This is a genomic window from Bacillus sp. FSL R12-0074 (genome assembly GCF_038005725.1).
Classification (GTDB): Bacteria; Bacillota; Bacilli; order Bacillales; family Bacillaceae_G; genus Bacillus_A; species Bacillus_A mycoides.
This window is the reverse complement of sequence record NZ_JBBOTR010000001.1, coordinates 1,739,976-1,756,555: the sequence shown is the minus strand read 5'-3', so window position 1 is coordinate 1,756,555 and position 16,580 is coordinate 1,739,976. Positions and strand designations below refer to the sequence as shown.

Genomic DNA, 16,580 nt, shown 5'->3' with positions numbered 1-16,580 from the left:
CTTTACGCATGCTCTTCTGAATCCCATAACTCAACAAATTCGAAACCTTTTAAATTGTTTTCTAAAACTGTATTTCTAAATTCATCAGATACTAAGACAGTAGAAGAATGTAATCTTTGATTTAAAAATGTTTTAAATATTATCTGTCCCTCAACTCTATTGGCTAAAAATGCGTATTTTTCGAACCCTATTATTAACCCTGTACTTAGTTTTTCCAAAACTGCTTTATTGTAGTTAATTGCATCAACTGTATTTAGAACGTTTATTAGGTAATAAACCTCACTTGTAACATCATGAATTAATGGAAGGAACTCAACATTATTACAGATTAGAGGCTCTAATATTTCTTTTGCTTTTCTGCTAATCATTGGTGTACCAAGTTCTCCCCAGAACATAGGACAGTCACTTTGTTTATCACCTTCTACACATTCAATAAAAATTTCCCCACACGAATCAGACAGTTTTATTGCAAAATCAATTTTTCCATCAAAATATTTTTTACGGTCTTCTTTTAAATTTAGTAGCTGAAAAGATTGATAGTTATCAAATAAGCTTTTTAATTGCCAAATTTTCATACCTTTTTACTCCTTCAGAATTTAATTATTAAGTATCTATAATCGGTTAAATTAATTTAGTTTTAAACTACCATCCAATAACCTCTCTCTTATATTATGCAAGGCAGCAACTGCATCTTCTTGATTACCCCCAAAGCGTTTCACTTCACTTAATACTCTGTATACTTCCCTTATATACTCTGGACTATGATTACCTATATGTAGCGCTTCAGTAGTCACATAATCGTTCACTTTATAGGGTAAAAATACTCCATTAGCCGCTGAATCATGGTGTATTTCAAACTCTTCTAATAGCTCTTGCACTTGTTTCGCCCTTTTATCCTTCCAAGGTGCAATATGATGTGTTGCATTAGGATATGGAGGTGTGTCAACCCCTGCATCTTTAAGTTCTGCACGTAATTTTTGAGATGCTGTATAAGAATCAGGATATTCGTTTTTCACCTTTTCACCTCTACTCTATCAAGAACCTTATCTGCATATTCCTGAATTACTTCTTGAACATCTTTAACTTTACTTCTTCCACTAGTTTTGGAAAACATAAATGTTTCACGAGCTTTGCGTAAAACTTCAAATGTTTTTATTTGATTGCTTCCAAATCCACTTGCACCTGCAAATGCCAACCGATCTGTCAGCGGTAATTTATTTGTGAAAGAAGAGATTCCTGTAGAAAATTTTGCACCTTTAGCTAATGTCGTGACTTTACTTATCCCTTTATCACCAATAAGCCCTAATCCAACTTGTGTTAATGCATAACTTCCCCACTTAGCACGACTTTCAGCGTCTCCACTTATTACATCATTAATAAACGAATCTGACAATGTGTTCCACATAGCAGGTAAGGTTTCATCTAAATGAGTAACAGCGTACCCCATGTTCTCCCATGTTTCCCATTTACCAAGTGCCACAACACCATCTATTGTATCTTCAACAGCTTGACCCGTACCTTCTAAAATACCATCTATAATTTTTTCGGATGTAGATTTTTCGGGAGGTTTCTTGCACACCGCTCCCTCTTCCATTGATCTCTCCTTTAAAAGATTATCAACTTGACGTTTTCTTTCATCAGCAATTTCTTGAATCGAAACGGTCCAATCCATATTTAATCCTTGTGTACTAAACGTACCACTTACAGGACTAAATCCTTTCCCGCTTTGAACTTCAGCGAGGCCGGTAGTAATGCTAGCCACTAGTTGAAGAGCTGTGCTGTAGTTATTACTGGACGTATAGTTAAATTCACATAGATGATTATTTTGATTTATAAAAAATTTCAGTTATAAAACTACAGTTTTTTAAGCATTCAACTAGAACTCACTTAGAGCCCTTAATCAAAATAGAGACATTAGCTTAACTTTATTTTAACTATATATTGAATTTTTTAACGAAGCGCAAATGAAGACGGAGGGGCACCCGCCAGACCAGACTATTTTTTAACTACCCATAATAAATTATAAAATAAGAAAGAACCTTCTGTTTTTGAAGGTTCTTTCTTACTTCTCAACTTTTTGAATAAACAATACAGCTTTCTATTTACTATATTCTACATTTCCATTATTCCAGTTAAATCATCACAAATAAAAATCAACCAATCCCGCAAATTTCTCCTTACAACGCTCCCACAAAGATAACTTCTCAAAAAACTCTTTCGTCATTTCTTTCGAATCATGAAAATCTTCTGTTAACGCCTTATTCACTTCTGAAACGATAGGTCCACCATGAATATACAAATTCATCTCATCATTAATATAGAAGCTACGTGCAGTAAAGTTTGTAGTACCGATAACAGTTAGTTCATTATCAATCAGCATTAACTTTCCATGAAACATACCTTTTTTATAACCATATACCGTAATCCCGTTATTAACAGCTTGACGAATGTAAGGATATGCCGCCTCTTTAATAAGAGGTATATCCGGTTTATATGACCATAGTATTTTTACTGTAACACCACGTTTTTGCGCTCCAATTAAAGCATTCATTAATTCTTTATTTTTCGCTATAAAATAAGGTGTTGTAATTACAATTGAATGTTTCGCTTGTTTTATTAACTTTATATATTTTTCAGCGACGTGATGTCCATTGTAGCTAACCATCGTATGTAATGTATTCCCTTTACTCGCTTTATTCGTACTTCTTTTTATATGTTCTTTCGTATCTCGTTTCCAATCTAAAGCGAATTGCTCTTCTAAATCTTTTGCTCCTTCTCCTCTAAGCCGCACATGATAGTCACGCCAATATCCAAATCGCTTATCTTTCCCTAAGTACTCATCCCCCATATTAAAGCCACCCGTATAGCCAATCTCCCCATCAATTGTCGTAATACGACGATGATTACGATGGTGAAGTGAATAAAATCCGAATGGCAATTCAGGTTTTCTACTATATGTAAAATGTACACCACTTTCCCGCAATTCATTTTTCATCTTTCTTTCAAATGATAAATCATTAATACGATCAACTGATAAATAGACGTTTACTCCTTCTTTCGCCTTCTCCTTTAATAAGTTTAAAAAAACATGGCTACTTTTATCATCCGATAAAATATAAAAATAAGTGTAAATAGATTGCTTCGCTTCACTTATATCAGTAAATAACTGTTTATAAAACGACTTCCCTTCTACATATAATTGAAAGTCACTATAATGAGGTGCATACTCTGTCGGCATATTTTTCCCGGCTTCCATTTTCCTTCCGAGCGTAACGTCAATATGCATCCAAATTAAAATAACAACGAAAATAGCAATAATAATAGAAGTGACTCGCAATATCTTTTTAATCATTTGGATTTCCTTCCGATCATATTACTTACTATTTCGTAGTGTTTCATTAAATTACTTTTTCATACGAAATGTATTCCTTACTTTTAATTACGAACAAAAAAGGCGTGGCATTTACGCCACACCTTTTTTCATTAAACAAAGTTCCTCGCATCATTATTTCTTCCAAACTTATAAATCGCAATTAAGAAGAACGCTATCGCAAAGGCGAATAAGATTAGAATATTTAAATACAACTCTGAAAACGGAATTCCTTGCTGTAGTTTTGAAATCGTACCTAGTAACCAACGCTGCGGAAGGAAATCAGCTACTTTTTGTACTGCTTTCGGCATAATGTCGTACGGGAAATAACATCCAGCAAGTAAACATGTTGGTACTATTACTATATTTTGCATTGCATTTGAAGCAGTTGAACTTTTTGAAAAAGACACAATGACTAATGATAAACCAATTGCAATTAAAGCGAATATCATAAGCACACCAATCATAACTATGAAAGGCATATTTATAGTTGTGTGAAAAACATTCGTCATAAAGAATACTGCAATTACAATTTGTACTGTTAATATCATCATATTTACTGCGACATTAGATAATATAAATTTCTTTCCGTCAATCGGCGTTGATAATAATCTAAAATACGTTCTGTTCTCTTTTTCTTTTAAAATAAATCCTGATAAGTTCACTGCTGAAAATAACATAAACATAATAAGATAACCCATCGTTTGATTTGTCATATCTTTATTTTTTGAAGTATCTTCAAGTGTCTCAGACTTTACTTTAAATGAACTTTTTTGATAACCCGCGTACATACTATTAAACGTACTTTGATCGGCCCCTGCCACTTTACTAATCGCAGCGATGTTATCAACATAGTTATATAAATACGATTTTATAAATCCTGTTACTTGATCGCCTTTAATCGATGAAATCTCAATATGACTCGGTTTCCCTTCTCGAACACTTTCAGAAAAACCAGACTGTAATGTAATAACACCATCAAGTTTTTTTGAAGTGAGTTTATCTTCCACTTCAGATTCCTTAATTTTACTAACATTTACATGATTGAGTCCTTCTAAAAATTTCACTGTATCATTTGCGATAGGTTGATTTTCTTTATTTATAACCCCAATATTTAACGTTCCTTGCCCTACATTCCCATATATCGAAAAGGAAATGAGCGTTCCTATTATCGGCAAGCTAATAATAATGAGTAGCCCCTTTTTATTTTTCAGAAGCACAGATAACGTTTTTTGTATGAGCCATAAAATATCTTTCATACTATAGCCCCTCCCGTCTACGTAATGCAATAATCGCAATTAATAAGAAGATTGCTGAAATCCCAAGATTTAAAGATATTACCGGCAGTGCCGCTCCTACATCATTTGCATAAATAATTTTCATAATAGCTGTGTTTGCCCACGTTAATGGTGATAAATTCGTAACGGAATTTTCTTCCACTACGAAATACGCACCACCAAAAATAGACGCTAATTGCACAACAACCATAATAATCGCTCTAGATGCCTCACCTGTTTTTGTAATATATCCGATTCCTAAACCGAAGCTAATTGCTAAAAAGACTTCTGTTAGTAAAATAATAAATATGATTCCAATATGGTCGCCCCAATTCGCTTGAAAAACAAATTTACTAAATAAAACGACAAGTAATAGACAAAGTGCATTCGCTACAAGACTACCGAGCACTTTCCCAATGAAAATTTCAGCTTTACTTATAGGTGCTGCAATTAAACGGTCTCCTGTTTTACGTATTCGTTCTCCTCGAATTAAAAAGCTCGCCCCCATTGCAGCGTACAGTGCAATCATCGTCGTCATTACAACCGCATAGTAATCCATAGAACCTGGTTTTTTAGCAGCTTGTAAAGAGGTTTCTTTAATATAATCATTATGATTTCCGTTTGAAATAACTGCGCTAACCTTACTCGGATCTACTTTTGCAACTTCGGCCACTACGTTGTACTTATCAACAAATGTTGTAAGCATGCCTTCCACAATACTTCCCTCAATACTACTTTTGTCACTTCCATAAAATTTTGCACCATCTTTATTTAACTCTACATAAGCAGCATATTTATTTTGCTTCACTTCTTCTTTCCCATCTATACCTTCGGAAACTTTTTTAAAATGAATACCTGATTTATCGACTTCTTTCGTAAATGCTTCAAATGATTGAGAAAACGTGCTACTTGCTTCATCTTTATATAGCACTTGTATATCCTTAAACGATTGACTATCGCTATTAAATGCATTCGTTAACGCTGTTCCTAACACAAGCATAAGTACAATCGGAAATGCTAACATAAAAACTAAAGTTCTTACGTCCCTGAAATCTCTTTTAATGTGCATCACTGCAATGTTAAAGATGTTCAATTGATGAACCTCCCTTTACCTTTTCTTCATTTACCGTTATTTATCTCGTAAGTTTCTTCCAGTTAACGTAAGAAATACTGTTTCTAAGTTTGGAGCCTGCTCCTCTAACGAACGAATTTCAATGTCATGATTAATGAAATGCTGAATAATTTTATTTAAATTATTTAATCCTGCATCCGAGTTTACCTTGATTACGTTCTCTTCAATTTGAACAGCTTTCACACCATTTATCTCTTTTAAATTTTCTACATCTAAATTTTCTACTGACTTTACTTCAATCCAAATATCTTTCGTATCTGTAATAATCGCTTTTAACTGTTCTTTCGTTCCTTCTGCAATTACTTTACCGTGATCGACAATTGCTATTTTCGTACAAATCTCTTCCACTTCTTCCATGTAGTGACTCGTATAAATAATCGTACTTCCCATTTCATTTAATTTTCGGACAGACTGAAGAATGTAGTTCCTTGACTGCGGATCAATTCCAACTGTCGGTTCATCCATAATAATTAACTTCGGTCTATGAGCGATTGCACAAGCGATATTCAGTCTTCGTTTCATCCCGCCAGAAAAGTTTTTCGGATAACTTTTATGTTTATCACTAAGGCCTACAAATTGAAGTGCTTCCTCTACTCTCGCTTTTAGCTCGGCTCCTCGTAATCCATACAATCCAGCAAAGAATTTCACATTTTCATAGGCAGTTAACTCTTCATAAATCGCAATATCTTGCGGTACGATACCGATATTCATTTTCGCAAATCGATTATGTTTCTTTATATTTTTTCCTAGTATGCTAATTTCACCTTCATTACTTCTTAACAAACCAGCAATCATATTAATCGTTGTACTCTTACCAGCACCATTCGAACCTAAAAAGCCAAATATTTCTCCTTCTTTAATAGATAAAGACATATTATCTACCGCGATGAAATCACCAAATTTTTTCGTTAAATTTTTAATTTCCAATGTGTTCATCATTTCACCCCTATTTCGGTTTCTCTGCTTTTATTATAAACAAAAAGAATGAACCTGCTCAGTGCAGAAGTTCACCCTTTTCACATGAGATTATTCACTTTTTTCATATGAGATGATTCATCCCTCATATCGGCAACAACATCGTTACTGAAAAACCACTTGTTCCATCTACAATAATTTTTCCGTTTACTGATGCTGTTCGCTCCTCCATCCCCATAATACCGAGGCCTTTCTTAACAAGAGCTGCACCTTTACCATTATCCTTCACTTGTACTTTTACCATCTTGTTAAGTACATGAATATCTATTGAGATGACTGTCGCATCAGCGTATTTCATCGCGTTTGTTAGTGCCTCCATAACATTTTCACCGATAATCTTCCACTGAATTGGAGAAATCATATCTAAGTTCCCTTTATATACGAATGGAATATTTATATCATGCTTACCGGCAAATTCTTCTATGAATAATTTCATACGATGAATACCAATTTGCTCAGTTGGTGGCTTCATATTTTTTAATGTAATCCGAATGCTTTCAATTCCATCTTTTGAAATATGAATGGCATTTTGTAATAATTCCGCAGATTTTTCTTTATCTATTTCCATTAATCTCTTTGCTGCTTCCATTTGAATTAGTGCACCTGTCATTGAGTGACCGATTTTATCATGAATTTCTTGAGATAGTCGATTTCTTTCCTCTAATTTAAATGTGTATTCAGATTGCCTTATGTAATCTTTATTTTCATTTAAGCTTTTCGTAAGTCTTTGTATGTCTTTTCTCATTTTATCATTTTGCATTTCTAGTTTTAATAATCGTGCTATATAGCGGTGGGCTATCGTTAAGGAAAAAAAACAAAATGCACTAATAAGTCCATACGTCATTTGAATACCTTCACCTATAAAAATAATAGGAAGAATCATAATGAAAAAGATTAACCATTTCTTTTTTATGTAATAATTTGCAATTTCATATAAGTTCAAAGGTAAAAACAAAATAAAAAACGGATGAACCTTCCATGTAAATAACATAACTACGCCAATTGACACACAAGTTAATATGTTTTTGTACGTATCTTTTTTAAATATAGAGATCAACACGTTTACAGAAAGATATAAAAGCAAAGTAAGTATAATCCACGGTAAGTTCGTAACATTTAAATGAATGTAGCTAAACACTATATATAAAAAGACAATAAGTTTACTTACAGTTAACCAAAATTCCATAACATTAATCTACTTTCCCTGTTAAGTAATAAATCGCAATTTGTGTGCGATGTTCAAGTCCCGTTTTCCCTAAAACTGATGTAATATAATTTGCAATCGTTCCTTCAGATATGAAAAGTTGCTTCGAAATTTCTTTATTTGAGAAACCTTTCGCAATTAATGCGATAATACTAAGCTCTCTTTCTGTGAAAAGGCTCTTATCAATTTTAGATTCTTCTTCTTTACTTTCCATTAAATTAGACTTAATTTTATCAAGTACTACATCTTGCATAACAGTTTGACCGTTATATACTCCTTTTATTGCATCACGGATACGCTCTGGATCGTTATTTTTTAACAAATAACCTTTCGCTCCGTTTTTTACTGCATCCAAAATATATTCATCATCATCAAACGTCGTTAAAATGAGAGGCTTCGTTTTTGTCTCTTCACAAATTATTTTCGTCGCCTCTACCCCGTTCATGTTTGGCATACGAACATCTAAAAGCGCGATATCAACTTCATACTTTTTACAATACGCTACAGCCTCTTTTCCATCATTTACAGTATCTAACACTTCAAACTCTTCGTATGTATTTAAAATAATTTTCATGCCTTCTCTAATAAAAGAATTATCGTCCGCTATTAATATTTTAATTTTCATGTTTGTTAGTATGGCCCTTCCCCTACTAACATTCACATCCTTTCTCTGTGTAACATTTCCTTCTTGCTCATTATATACTTCTCTTTACCATTTTTTCACACCTTTTTCGTATAGCCCTCCTGCTAAAAATATATTATTCTTTTTTTATAACATGTGTAGGGTGACTTATCATTTCTTACGTCTATATAATAGAATGCGTCAAAAAGGAGGGAGAGACCGATTGAGGAAAAACAATTAGTTGAAAAAGCACAACAAGGAAGCGAACATGCTTTTCGTATCCTTGTACAAACATATCGTCATTATATTTTTCAAGTTATCTTTTCTATTTTAAGACATGAAGAAGATGCTAAAGATGTTACACAAGAAGTATTCGTAAAAATTCACGCCTCTCTCCCAAATTATCAATTTCGCGGATTAAAAACGTGGATGGCACGTATTGCCACCAATCACGCTATTGATTATAAGAGAAAAAAAGCTAGAGAAAACGAAGAACTCTCCTTATGTAAAGAAACTGCGGAAAATATAAAATCCTCTCATAATATTGAGGCTTTATTATTGACGAAAGAGCAAAAATTACTCATCGCTCAAAAACTGAGAGAACTTCCCGACAATTACCGTGACGTCGTTCTCGCACATTACTTAGAAGAAAAAAGTTATCAAGAAATTGCTTTGCAAGAAAATATTGAATTGAAAACAGTCGAAATGAAACTGTATCGGGCAAGAAAATGGATTAAAAAACATTGGAAGGAGGAAGAGTTTCTATGATGCATTATTCAAAAGAAGATTGGCGCAATTATACATTAGATGTTATATCAAACAATGAACGTGAATCTATGGAAGAACATCTTTATGAATGTGATCATTGTTTAGCAATTTATATGGAAAGTATTGATGAACAACATGAAAACCTTCCAATGATAAATGATGATTCATTTACGAACGAAGTTATGACGCAAATTAATTTTGAAACACTACAATCTAATGAAAATATAAAAACAAACTCACTAAAGCGCACAATTATTCACTACATAATTGCGACTGCGGCTACAATTATTTTTATGGTAAGTGGTTTATTCCAGTATATTTTCACAGCGACATCAAATTTCGAGAAATCTTCAAAACATAACGAGTCTTCTATCTCACAACAAATTGTAAACAAATCGGTAGACACATCAAAAAAGGACGGAGGTTCAAAGCATGAATAAAAATCCCTTTTTAGCACTTGTATTAGGGCTAATTCCTGGGCTTGGACATTTATATTTAAAGAAATTTGGACGATTTATTTTATATAGCGGTGGATCTTTATTACTATTTATTGCAACAGTAGGGTTTACCGTTCTTGGAAATCACCAAATTATTTTTCTCCCTTTATTTTTATTAGCAGTATTATGGGTGATAAATATAATAGACTTAATCATTACAATAATGAAGCAATCACAGAAACAGCAAACTGGAGAAAATCGAGAATCCGTTAAAGAGAGCGAACGATTTTATATCATTCTCCTATCAATTATCCCTGGACTTGGCCATTTCCAATTAGGACTTATGCAGCGAGGACTTACATTTTTAGTAGCTTGTACAGGAATAGGAAGTATGATTATATTCGTTGCACTCTTAACATCTCAAGAAAGTTTCCTTATCTTCCTTATTACGCTACCTGTTTTATGGATTTATAACTTCTTTGATGTTGTTCAACAACTACAGAAAAAAGAACGCGGAGAGCAACTAGATGACCGTACTATTTTCGAAGAGTTTGAAGAGCACCGAGAACAAGGAAAGAAAAATAAAACATTCGCTTCCATTTTAGCAATGTTTCCTGGAGCAGGACATATGTATTTAGGCTTACAGCGCCGTGGTCTTCAGCTTATGGCAGCCTTTTTACTATCTATTTATTTGCTCGACTTATTAAGACTTTCTGCGTTTTTATTTTTAGTACCAATCATTTGGTTCTATAGCTTTTTTGATGCGTTACAGCAAACTGCAAAATACGGAAAAGAACGTGTAAATGACGAACCTATCATTGACTATTTTATCAATCATCAAAGATGGATCGGTATTGGGTTAATCGCATTAGGTGGTTATTATTTATTAGATCAAACAGTCCTTCCTATTTTGAATGACTATTTTGCAACTATATTTAATATTCATCTTAGCGAACTATATTATCGCTATTTCCAAACATCTATCGTTGCTCTCCTTTTAATTGGTGGCGGCTTTAAATTGTTACTTGGAAATAAAGAAAACAAAGGTGGTACAAACGAATGAGAACATGGCGCGTTGGAACATTCTCAATGGGGCTCTCCATTATTACATTAGGTTGCTTTTTACTATTTTCAGTCGTAAAAGGAGTTCAAGCATTAGATACATTAACAGCCTGGTGGCCTGTTTTACTTATCATACTTGGCGCTGAAATTTTACTATACCTTCTATTTTCTAAGAAGGAACATTCATTTATTAAATATGATATTTTTAGTATTTTCTTTATCGGAGTTTTAGGAAGTGTTGGAATTGCTTTTTACTGCTTATTATCAACTGGATTGCTAGAAGAAGTTCGTCATTCTATTAACACAACTAGACAAACAAGTAATATTCCAGACGGACAACTTGATATACCTGAATCTATCAAAAAAATCGTAGTGGATGCGGGGCATTACCCTCTAACGATAGAGGGAGATAATACAAATCAAATTCATCTTTTTGGAACATATGAAATGACGACAAAAGCAAATGAAAAACCTAATTTAAAAAGAGCTGATTTCCTTTCAGTTCAAACGGCTGGAGAAACGATGTATATAACGTTAAAACCATTACCGGTTCAGCATACGTTTTTTAACTTCGCACCACAGGTAAAACAAACCCTCGTTCTTCCGCAAAATAAAAATGTGGAAATTCGTGCTTCGAATAACGAACTATCTCTTTATCCCGGTCAATTACAAAATAATTGGTTTGTACAAAACAGTTCAAACGTATCTGTTCATTTAGCTAAAGAAAGTGATGTTTCTTTAACAGCCGTTACAAATCAAAAAGAAACTCACGGAAACACACCTTGGGAACAAGTAGAAGATTTAGCGAAAAAAGAAAATAATTCTTCAGAAGAAAATCCAGAATTAAATGGGCAAGAACATTGGTATAAAAATTCAATTAAAACAGGAAATGGAACGTACAAATTAAATATTGAGAAAGCTTATAATATAAATATGAGTGTTATCGAAAAATAAGAAACCTTCCACAATTGTGGAAGGTTTTTCTTATATAATCGCTTTTATTCCTTCTAAAACTAATCCAATCATAAAACCACAAACAGCCCCGTTTACACGAATCCACTGCAAATCTTTACCGACATTATTTTCAATCATTTCGATTAATGTTTTATCATCTAACTTATCAAGGTTTTCTTGCACAAGCTTTCCAATTTTCGAATGATTCTTTTCAACAATAGTAACAACTTGTTTTTGTAACCAATCTTCTATTTTTTGAACAGCCAGTTCGTCTCCTTTTATTTTATTCATTTGTGTTTGTAAGAATGGAACAACATATTTATCAGCAAATTCTTCATTCTTCACAAAGGTAACTGCCCTTTGTTGTACTTGCTCTAGCATCTCTTTTATTTTTTCAGTAGCATCCCAATTTGCAATCCATTTTTCTTTCCACTTCTCTAATTCCTGTAATAAAGATTCATTTTCTTTTACATTTATAATTTCTTGACGAATCTTCGCTAATATAAGTTGTCTTGTGCTATTATCAGCATCTTGCAAGCTGTTAATATTGCTAATAATAAACTTCTGCAAAATGCCGCCAATTTTATCTTCATCAACAATATTCATAAACGATTTCAAAGTAAACTGTAGGAATCCATCTACTTTTATGTTTTCCATCGCCTTCATGCCTAAGCTTCCGAGCTGATAACGCGCTTCATCTTGAGCTGTCCAATCTTTCACTTTTACTAATATGTAATCAAGTGTTTTTTCATCATATTCTTGCACTACTAATTGATCCACAAGAACTTGTAATATGTTACTTGTGTTAATTGTATGCAAATATGTTTTTAATTCTTTTTCAATAATAACTGCCAATTTTTCCGTATCTATTTGGAGAATCGCTTTCTCAGCAATTGTTACAATCCCTTTTTTCACAGCATCAGACTGTAACTCTTTCTCAGCAATTTGCAGTACCATTTGTGCTAGCTGCATTTCTTTTACTTTACTTGTAATACTTTCTTTCGTCAGCCATTCATTTTCTAACGTAGAAACGAGTCCCTTTGTTACCCGCTTACGATTTTTCGGTAATAATGCTGTATGTGGAATTGGGATTCCCAACGGATGACGGAATAAAGCTGTAACCGCAAACCAATCCGCAAGTCCACCAACTAACCCAGCTTCAAATCCACCTTGTATAATTTCTCCAGCTACTGTTCCTTGAAAAGGGATTGAAGCCGCAAAACCTACGCCCATAACCCCAAGCGAAATACCCGCTATATATTTAGTCTGTAATGACATCGTATACACATCCTCTTATTATGTAAAATAAAGCTTTTTTGTTATATTTATTCGATATTAGCAATCCTTTATATCTATACTATAATGAACTAATGCGAAAATAACAAAGAATTTTATGCACATGAAAAAAATGAGGCTGTAAATAGCCTCATTTTTATTTTAACGTTAATTCCAAACCTTTCTTATAATACCCATTCATCACGTCTTCCGGAACCATACTCCCACCAGTTCCCCACACAATATGAGTACCTTTCTTCACCTTCTCTGTTAACTGTTGTTTTTGTAAATACTCATTTTCAGCTTTACATACATTCAACGGCCCTATCATACCCGCTAATGCAGAAGGCTCTAAATAAATATTTTCAGTATCAGCCAGTTCTTTTAATAATCTATATAACTCCTCATCACTTACTGTGTAATTTCCACTCAAAAATGGTTCCATCGTTTTACCGACAAATCCAGATGGTCTTCCTACCGCAAGTCCATCCGCATCGGTTATATTATCAATTCCGATATCTTGAACGGCAATTTTATCGTGAAGCCCTGTCATTAAACCGAGTAACATACACGGAGAGTGCGTAGGCTCCGCAAAGAAACAGTGTACGTTGTCTTTGTACAATAACTTTAAACCAAATGCTACTCCGCCAGGCCCACCACCTACCCCGCACGGAAGATAAACGAATAAAGGGTATTCTTCATCTACTACAATCTCTAACTCTTCTAATTGTTTTTGTAAACGTGACGCTGCTACTGCGTATCCTAAAAATAAATCATGTGAGTTTTCATCATCAACAAAATAACAGCTAGGATCTGCATCTGCTTGCAGTCTTCCTTCTTCTACTGCTTTACTATAATCAGCTTCATATTCAATAACGTTTACACCTTTACTTCTTAATAAATCTTTTTTCCATTCTTTTGCGTCTGCCGACATATGAACAGTCACATTAAAACCTAATTTCGCACTCATAATACCGATGCTAAGCCCTAAATTTCCAGTAGAACCTACTGCAATTGAATACTTCGCAAAAAAACCTCTAAATCTATCACTATCTAAAATTGAATAATCATCTTTCCCTGTTAACATTCCATGCTGAAGTGCCAGTTGCTCTGCATGTTTCAGCACTTCGTATATTCCGCCTCTAGCTTTTATTGATCCTGATATCGGAAGCCCGCTATCACATTTTAATAGTAATTCCCCTAAAATAGGTTTCCCATAACTTTTCTCTAAAGATTGTTTCATAGAAGAGATTTTCACTAAAGGTGATTCTATAATACCGCCTGTTTCTTTCGTTTCAGGAAATACTTTCACAATATATGGTGCAAAACGCTTTAATCTCTCTTCCGCGTCTTTTACATGTTCTTCATTAAGTGGCGAATTTTTTATTGCTGTTTCATACTTTTCCATATTTGGGTTTATCCAAAATACTTCTTCTGTTGCGATTAAGTTATTTACTAGTGGATATTGCTCTTTTAATGCCTCTATCTCCTTCATTCCTCTTCCTCCTCATATCCTTGTAGATAGCCATATAATAAATTATAATTAAATTAATTTTAATATAGTTTAACATAAATAATTCATTTTAGTTAATTTCAATTTAATATATTTAAATATAATTTAATAATTATTAAGGAGCATTTATTATGGAAAATATAGATATTGGTAAAAAGATTGAAAAACAAAGAAAAGAAAAAGGATTAACTAGTAAAGAATTAGCAAAGATGGCCGAAATCACACCATCAATGCTTAGTCAAATTGAACGTGGTTCTGCTAACCCTTCTATTCAAACATTAAAGGTACTTGCAAAAGCTCTTGATGTTCCAACATTTAGTTTTTTACTTGAAGAAAATAATACAGACGATTTAATTGTACGTTCTCATAAAAGAAAAAAAATGATTATCGATAATTTATCATATGAATTGTTATCACCTGATTTCACAGGAAATTTAGCAACAGCAATTATGACTATCCCACCAAATACTGCTTCATCAGAAAATGTTCTAGAACATAAAGGTGAAGAATTAGCATTTGTATTAGACGGAAAAATCACATTGCACTTAAATGAAGAAGAATACACATTAGAAACTGGTGATAGCGTAAAAATACCAGCTTATTTAAAACATAAATGGGTAAATCAATTCGAGAAAAATGCGATTGTTTTATTTTCTGTTACTCCGCCGATTTTTTAATTCATATGATGATACAAAAATAGCCATGCTCTCCGTGCATGGCTATTTTTATTTTTTTGGTACTAACAAAATCCCTAAACTAATAACAAAAAAACTGAGTATTTGCTGTATTGAAAGACCAAATAGAACTGAATTTTGTTCACTAATAAGTGAAATAATGATATGAGCAATTCCCTCGCAAATTAGAAAAAAGCTTATATTCTTTCCATTTCCTAATCTTTCATTTTTAATCCATAACGAGCCAATTATACCGAGTGCGAGTATAATCTCATACATGAAAATAGGATGATACAAAAATTTTGATTCATATATTTTCATCCCCCACGGCAGTGTCGTTTGTGCACCTACTTCTTGATGGAATATAAAATAAAAGATTATACTCACGCAAAATCCAAAAGGTAATGTATCAAGTAAAATCCGAAGAGAAAATTGCTCTTTTTTACTTTTCCAAACAATATATATACTCGCAATTACGCATCCTACTATAATATGCTGAATACTTCCTACAGCTAATAATGCTGGCATTGGCGCCCCAATGACCCATACCGGATTTAAAATTGCCGGTGCGAATTTCCATACTAATACAATGATAAGAAAGCCATTCGTTACTGCATCCATCATTTTTTCATATTGAATATTTTGCTTTTTCATCCTTAGTTTCATTAGAGTAAATCCAAATAGGCTTCCTATTATAAGAGAAACGGGTTGTAACCTCAACATCCACTCCATCACTATGAAATCCCCTCTTAATTCTCAATTATTTTCTTAAACTTCTCTTCTAATTGATCTGGAGGTAATACACCTCGTGCTTGATCTACTATAATTCCATCTTTATTAACGAAAAATGTCGTTGGTAAAGAGAATACTTTATAATCTAATCCAGCTACTCCGTCCATATCTAATAGAACTGGAAATTTAAATCCGTGGCGATCTGCGAATGCACTCGCTTCTTGTACTGGATCCCCGATTGTTGCATTTACCGCAAAGATTTCAACATCCTTTTTATATTTATCATACAAACGAACTAAGTCAGGAGCCTCTATTTCACATGGTCCACACCATGATGCCCAAAAATTAATAACATATGGTTTTCCATTTGCATCATTTAACGAATAAAGCTTCCCATCTAATCCTTTTAATGTTATGTTCGGCGCTTTAAATCCCACTTGTGGTAATACTTCTTTCTCTTGTAACTCCGCTTGTTTCGCTTTTCTTTCTTTTTCTTCTTTCTTAGTATTATAAAAGTTAACTCCTGCCCAAATTAGTGCCCCAGCTAGTATAATAGCAATTAGTTTCTTCACTTTTCTTCCTCCT

16 protein-coding genes and 1 pseudogene are annotated in these 16,580 nt (G+C 33.3%); 5 read left to right on the top strand and 12 right to left on the bottom strand.

The genetic code is table 11. The features are described 5' to 3' along the window. Nucleotides 1-2 precede the first annotated feature (2 nt). The 8 genes and pseudogenes from NSS97_RS09200 to NSS97_RS09165 form a co-directional block, all read right to left on the bottom strand. On the bottom strand, nt 3-575 hold the full coding sequence (locus tag NSS97_RS09200) for an imm11 family protein (RefSeq protein WP_107887719.1): 573 nt from the start codon (nt 573-575) through the stop codon (nt 3-5). A 51-nt stretch (nt 576-626) separates the two neighbouring features. Beyond that, a pseudogene (locus NSS97_RS09195) lies at nt 627-1,846 on the bottom strand (AHH domain-containing protein). A 294-nt stretch (nt 1,847-2,140) separates the two neighbouring features. Beyond that, nucleotides 2,141-3,352, bottom strand: a complete 1,212-nt coding sequence (gene cls / locus NSS97_RS09190) for a cardiolipin synthase (protein WP_142933465.1) — start codon at nt 3,350-3,352, stop codon at nt 2,141-2,143. Between the two features lie 131 nt (nt 3,353-3,483). Continuing rightward, nucleotides 3,484-4,629 (bottom strand): ABC transporter permease, encoded by a 1,146-nt coding sequence (locus NSS97_RS09185; protein ID WP_107887721.1) that lies wholly within the window; start codon nt 4,627-4,629, stop codon nt 3,484-3,486. Nucleotide 4,630: 1 nt separating this feature from the next. After that, entirely contained in the window at nt 4,631-5,740 is a 1,110-nt protein-coding gene (locus tag NSS97_RS09180; protein ID WP_107887722.1) for an ABC transporter permease, read from the bottom strand. 36 nt (nt 5,741-5,776) lie between these two features. Continuing rightward, entirely contained in the window at nt 5,777-6,715 is a 939-nt protein-coding gene (locus tag NSS97_RS09175; RefSeq protein ID WP_002086377.1) for an ABC transporter ATP-binding protein, read from the bottom strand. A 124-nt stretch (nt 6,716-6,839) separates the two neighbouring features. Continuing rightward, the gene (locus tag NSS97_RS09170) at nt 6,840-7,940 is read right to left on the bottom strand and encodes a sensor histidine kinase (RefSeq protein WP_078203058.1); all 1,101 of its coding nucleotides are present in this window, start codon (nt 7,938-7,940) and stop codon (nt 6,840-6,842) included. A gap of 4 nt (nt 7,941-7,944) precedes the next feature. Beyond that, nucleotides 7,945-8,583 (bottom strand): response regulator transcription factor, encoded by a 639-nt coding sequence (locus NSS97_RS09165; protein WP_000694090.1) that lies wholly within the window; start codon nt 8,581-8,583, stop codon nt 7,945-7,947. Nucleotides 8,584-8,802: 219 nt separating this feature from the next. On the opposite strand from NSS97_RS09165, the gene NSS97_RS09160 reads away from it, so the two are divergent. From NSS97_RS09160 to exsE, 4 genes are read left to right on the top strand one after another with little or no spacing between them, the layout of a single operon-like run. Further along, nucleotides 8,803-9,348: an RNA polymerase sigma factor gene (locus NSS97_RS09160; protein WP_341114611.1), complete on the top strand. Its 546-nt coding sequence runs from the start codon at nt 8,803-8,805 to the stop codon at nt 9,346-9,348. After that, nucleotides 9,345-9,788: a hypothetical protein gene (locus tag NSS97_RS09155; protein WP_107887725.1), complete on the top strand. Its 444-nt coding sequence runs from the start codon at nt 9,345-9,347 to the stop codon at nt 9,786-9,788. Before NSS97_RS09160 ends, NSS97_RS09155 begins: the two co-directional genes overlap by 4 nt. Next, nucleotides 9,781-10,848: a hypothetical protein gene (locus NSS97_RS09150; protein WP_107887726.1), complete on the top strand. Its 1,068-nt coding sequence runs from the start codon at nt 9,781-9,783 to the stop codon at nt 10,846-10,848. The genes NSS97_RS09155 and NSS97_RS09150 overlap by 8 nt, the downstream gene beginning before the upstream one ends. After that, nucleotides 10,845-11,801 (top strand): exosporium protein ExsE, encoded by a 957-nt coding sequence (gene exsE / locus NSS97_RS09145; protein ID WP_107887727.1) that lies wholly within the window; start codon nt 10,845-10,847, stop codon nt 11,799-11,801. The genes NSS97_RS09150 and exsE overlap by 4 nt, the downstream gene beginning before the upstream one ends. 30 nt (nt 11,802-11,831) lie before the next feature. Here exsE and NSS97_RS09140 read toward each other — a convergent pair whose 3' ends face one another. Together NSS97_RS09140 and NSS97_RS09135 are read right to left on the bottom strand one after the other, a co-directional pair. Further along, nucleotides 11,832-13,079: a DUF445 family protein gene (locus NSS97_RS09140; RefSeq protein WP_107887728.1), complete on the bottom strand. Its 1,248-nt coding sequence runs from the start codon at nt 13,077-13,079 to the stop codon at nt 11,832-11,834. A 154-nt stretch (nt 13,080-13,233) separates the two neighbouring features. Further along, nucleotides 13,234-14,571, bottom strand: a complete 1,338-nt coding sequence (locus NSS97_RS09135) for a D-serine ammonia-lyase (protein ID WP_107887729.1) — start codon at nt 14,569-14,571, stop codon at nt 13,234-13,236. Between the two features lie 149 nt (nt 14,572-14,720). On the opposite strand from NSS97_RS09135, the gene NSS97_RS09130 reads away from it, so the two are divergent. Next, a complete protein-coding gene (locus NSS97_RS09130) occupies nt 14,721-15,266 on the top strand; it encodes a helix-turn-helix domain-containing protein (RefSeq protein WP_002012259.1) in 546 nt (181 codons plus the stop codon). A gap of 48 nt (nt 15,267-15,314) precedes the next feature. Here NSS97_RS09130 and NSS97_RS09125 read toward each other — a convergent pair whose 3' ends face one another. After that, entirely contained in the window at nt 15,315-15,998 is a 684-nt protein-coding gene (locus tag NSS97_RS09125; protein ID WP_142933468.1) for a prolipoprotein diacylglyceryl transferase family protein, read from the bottom strand. A 14-nt stretch (nt 15,999-16,012) separates the two neighbouring features. Next, nucleotides 16,013-16,567, bottom strand: a complete 555-nt coding sequence (locus NSS97_RS09120; RefSeq protein ID WP_044441543.1) for a TlpA family protein disulfide reductase — start codon at nt 16,565-16,567, stop codon at nt 16,013-16,015. Nucleotides 16,568-16,580: the final 13 nt, after the last annotated feature.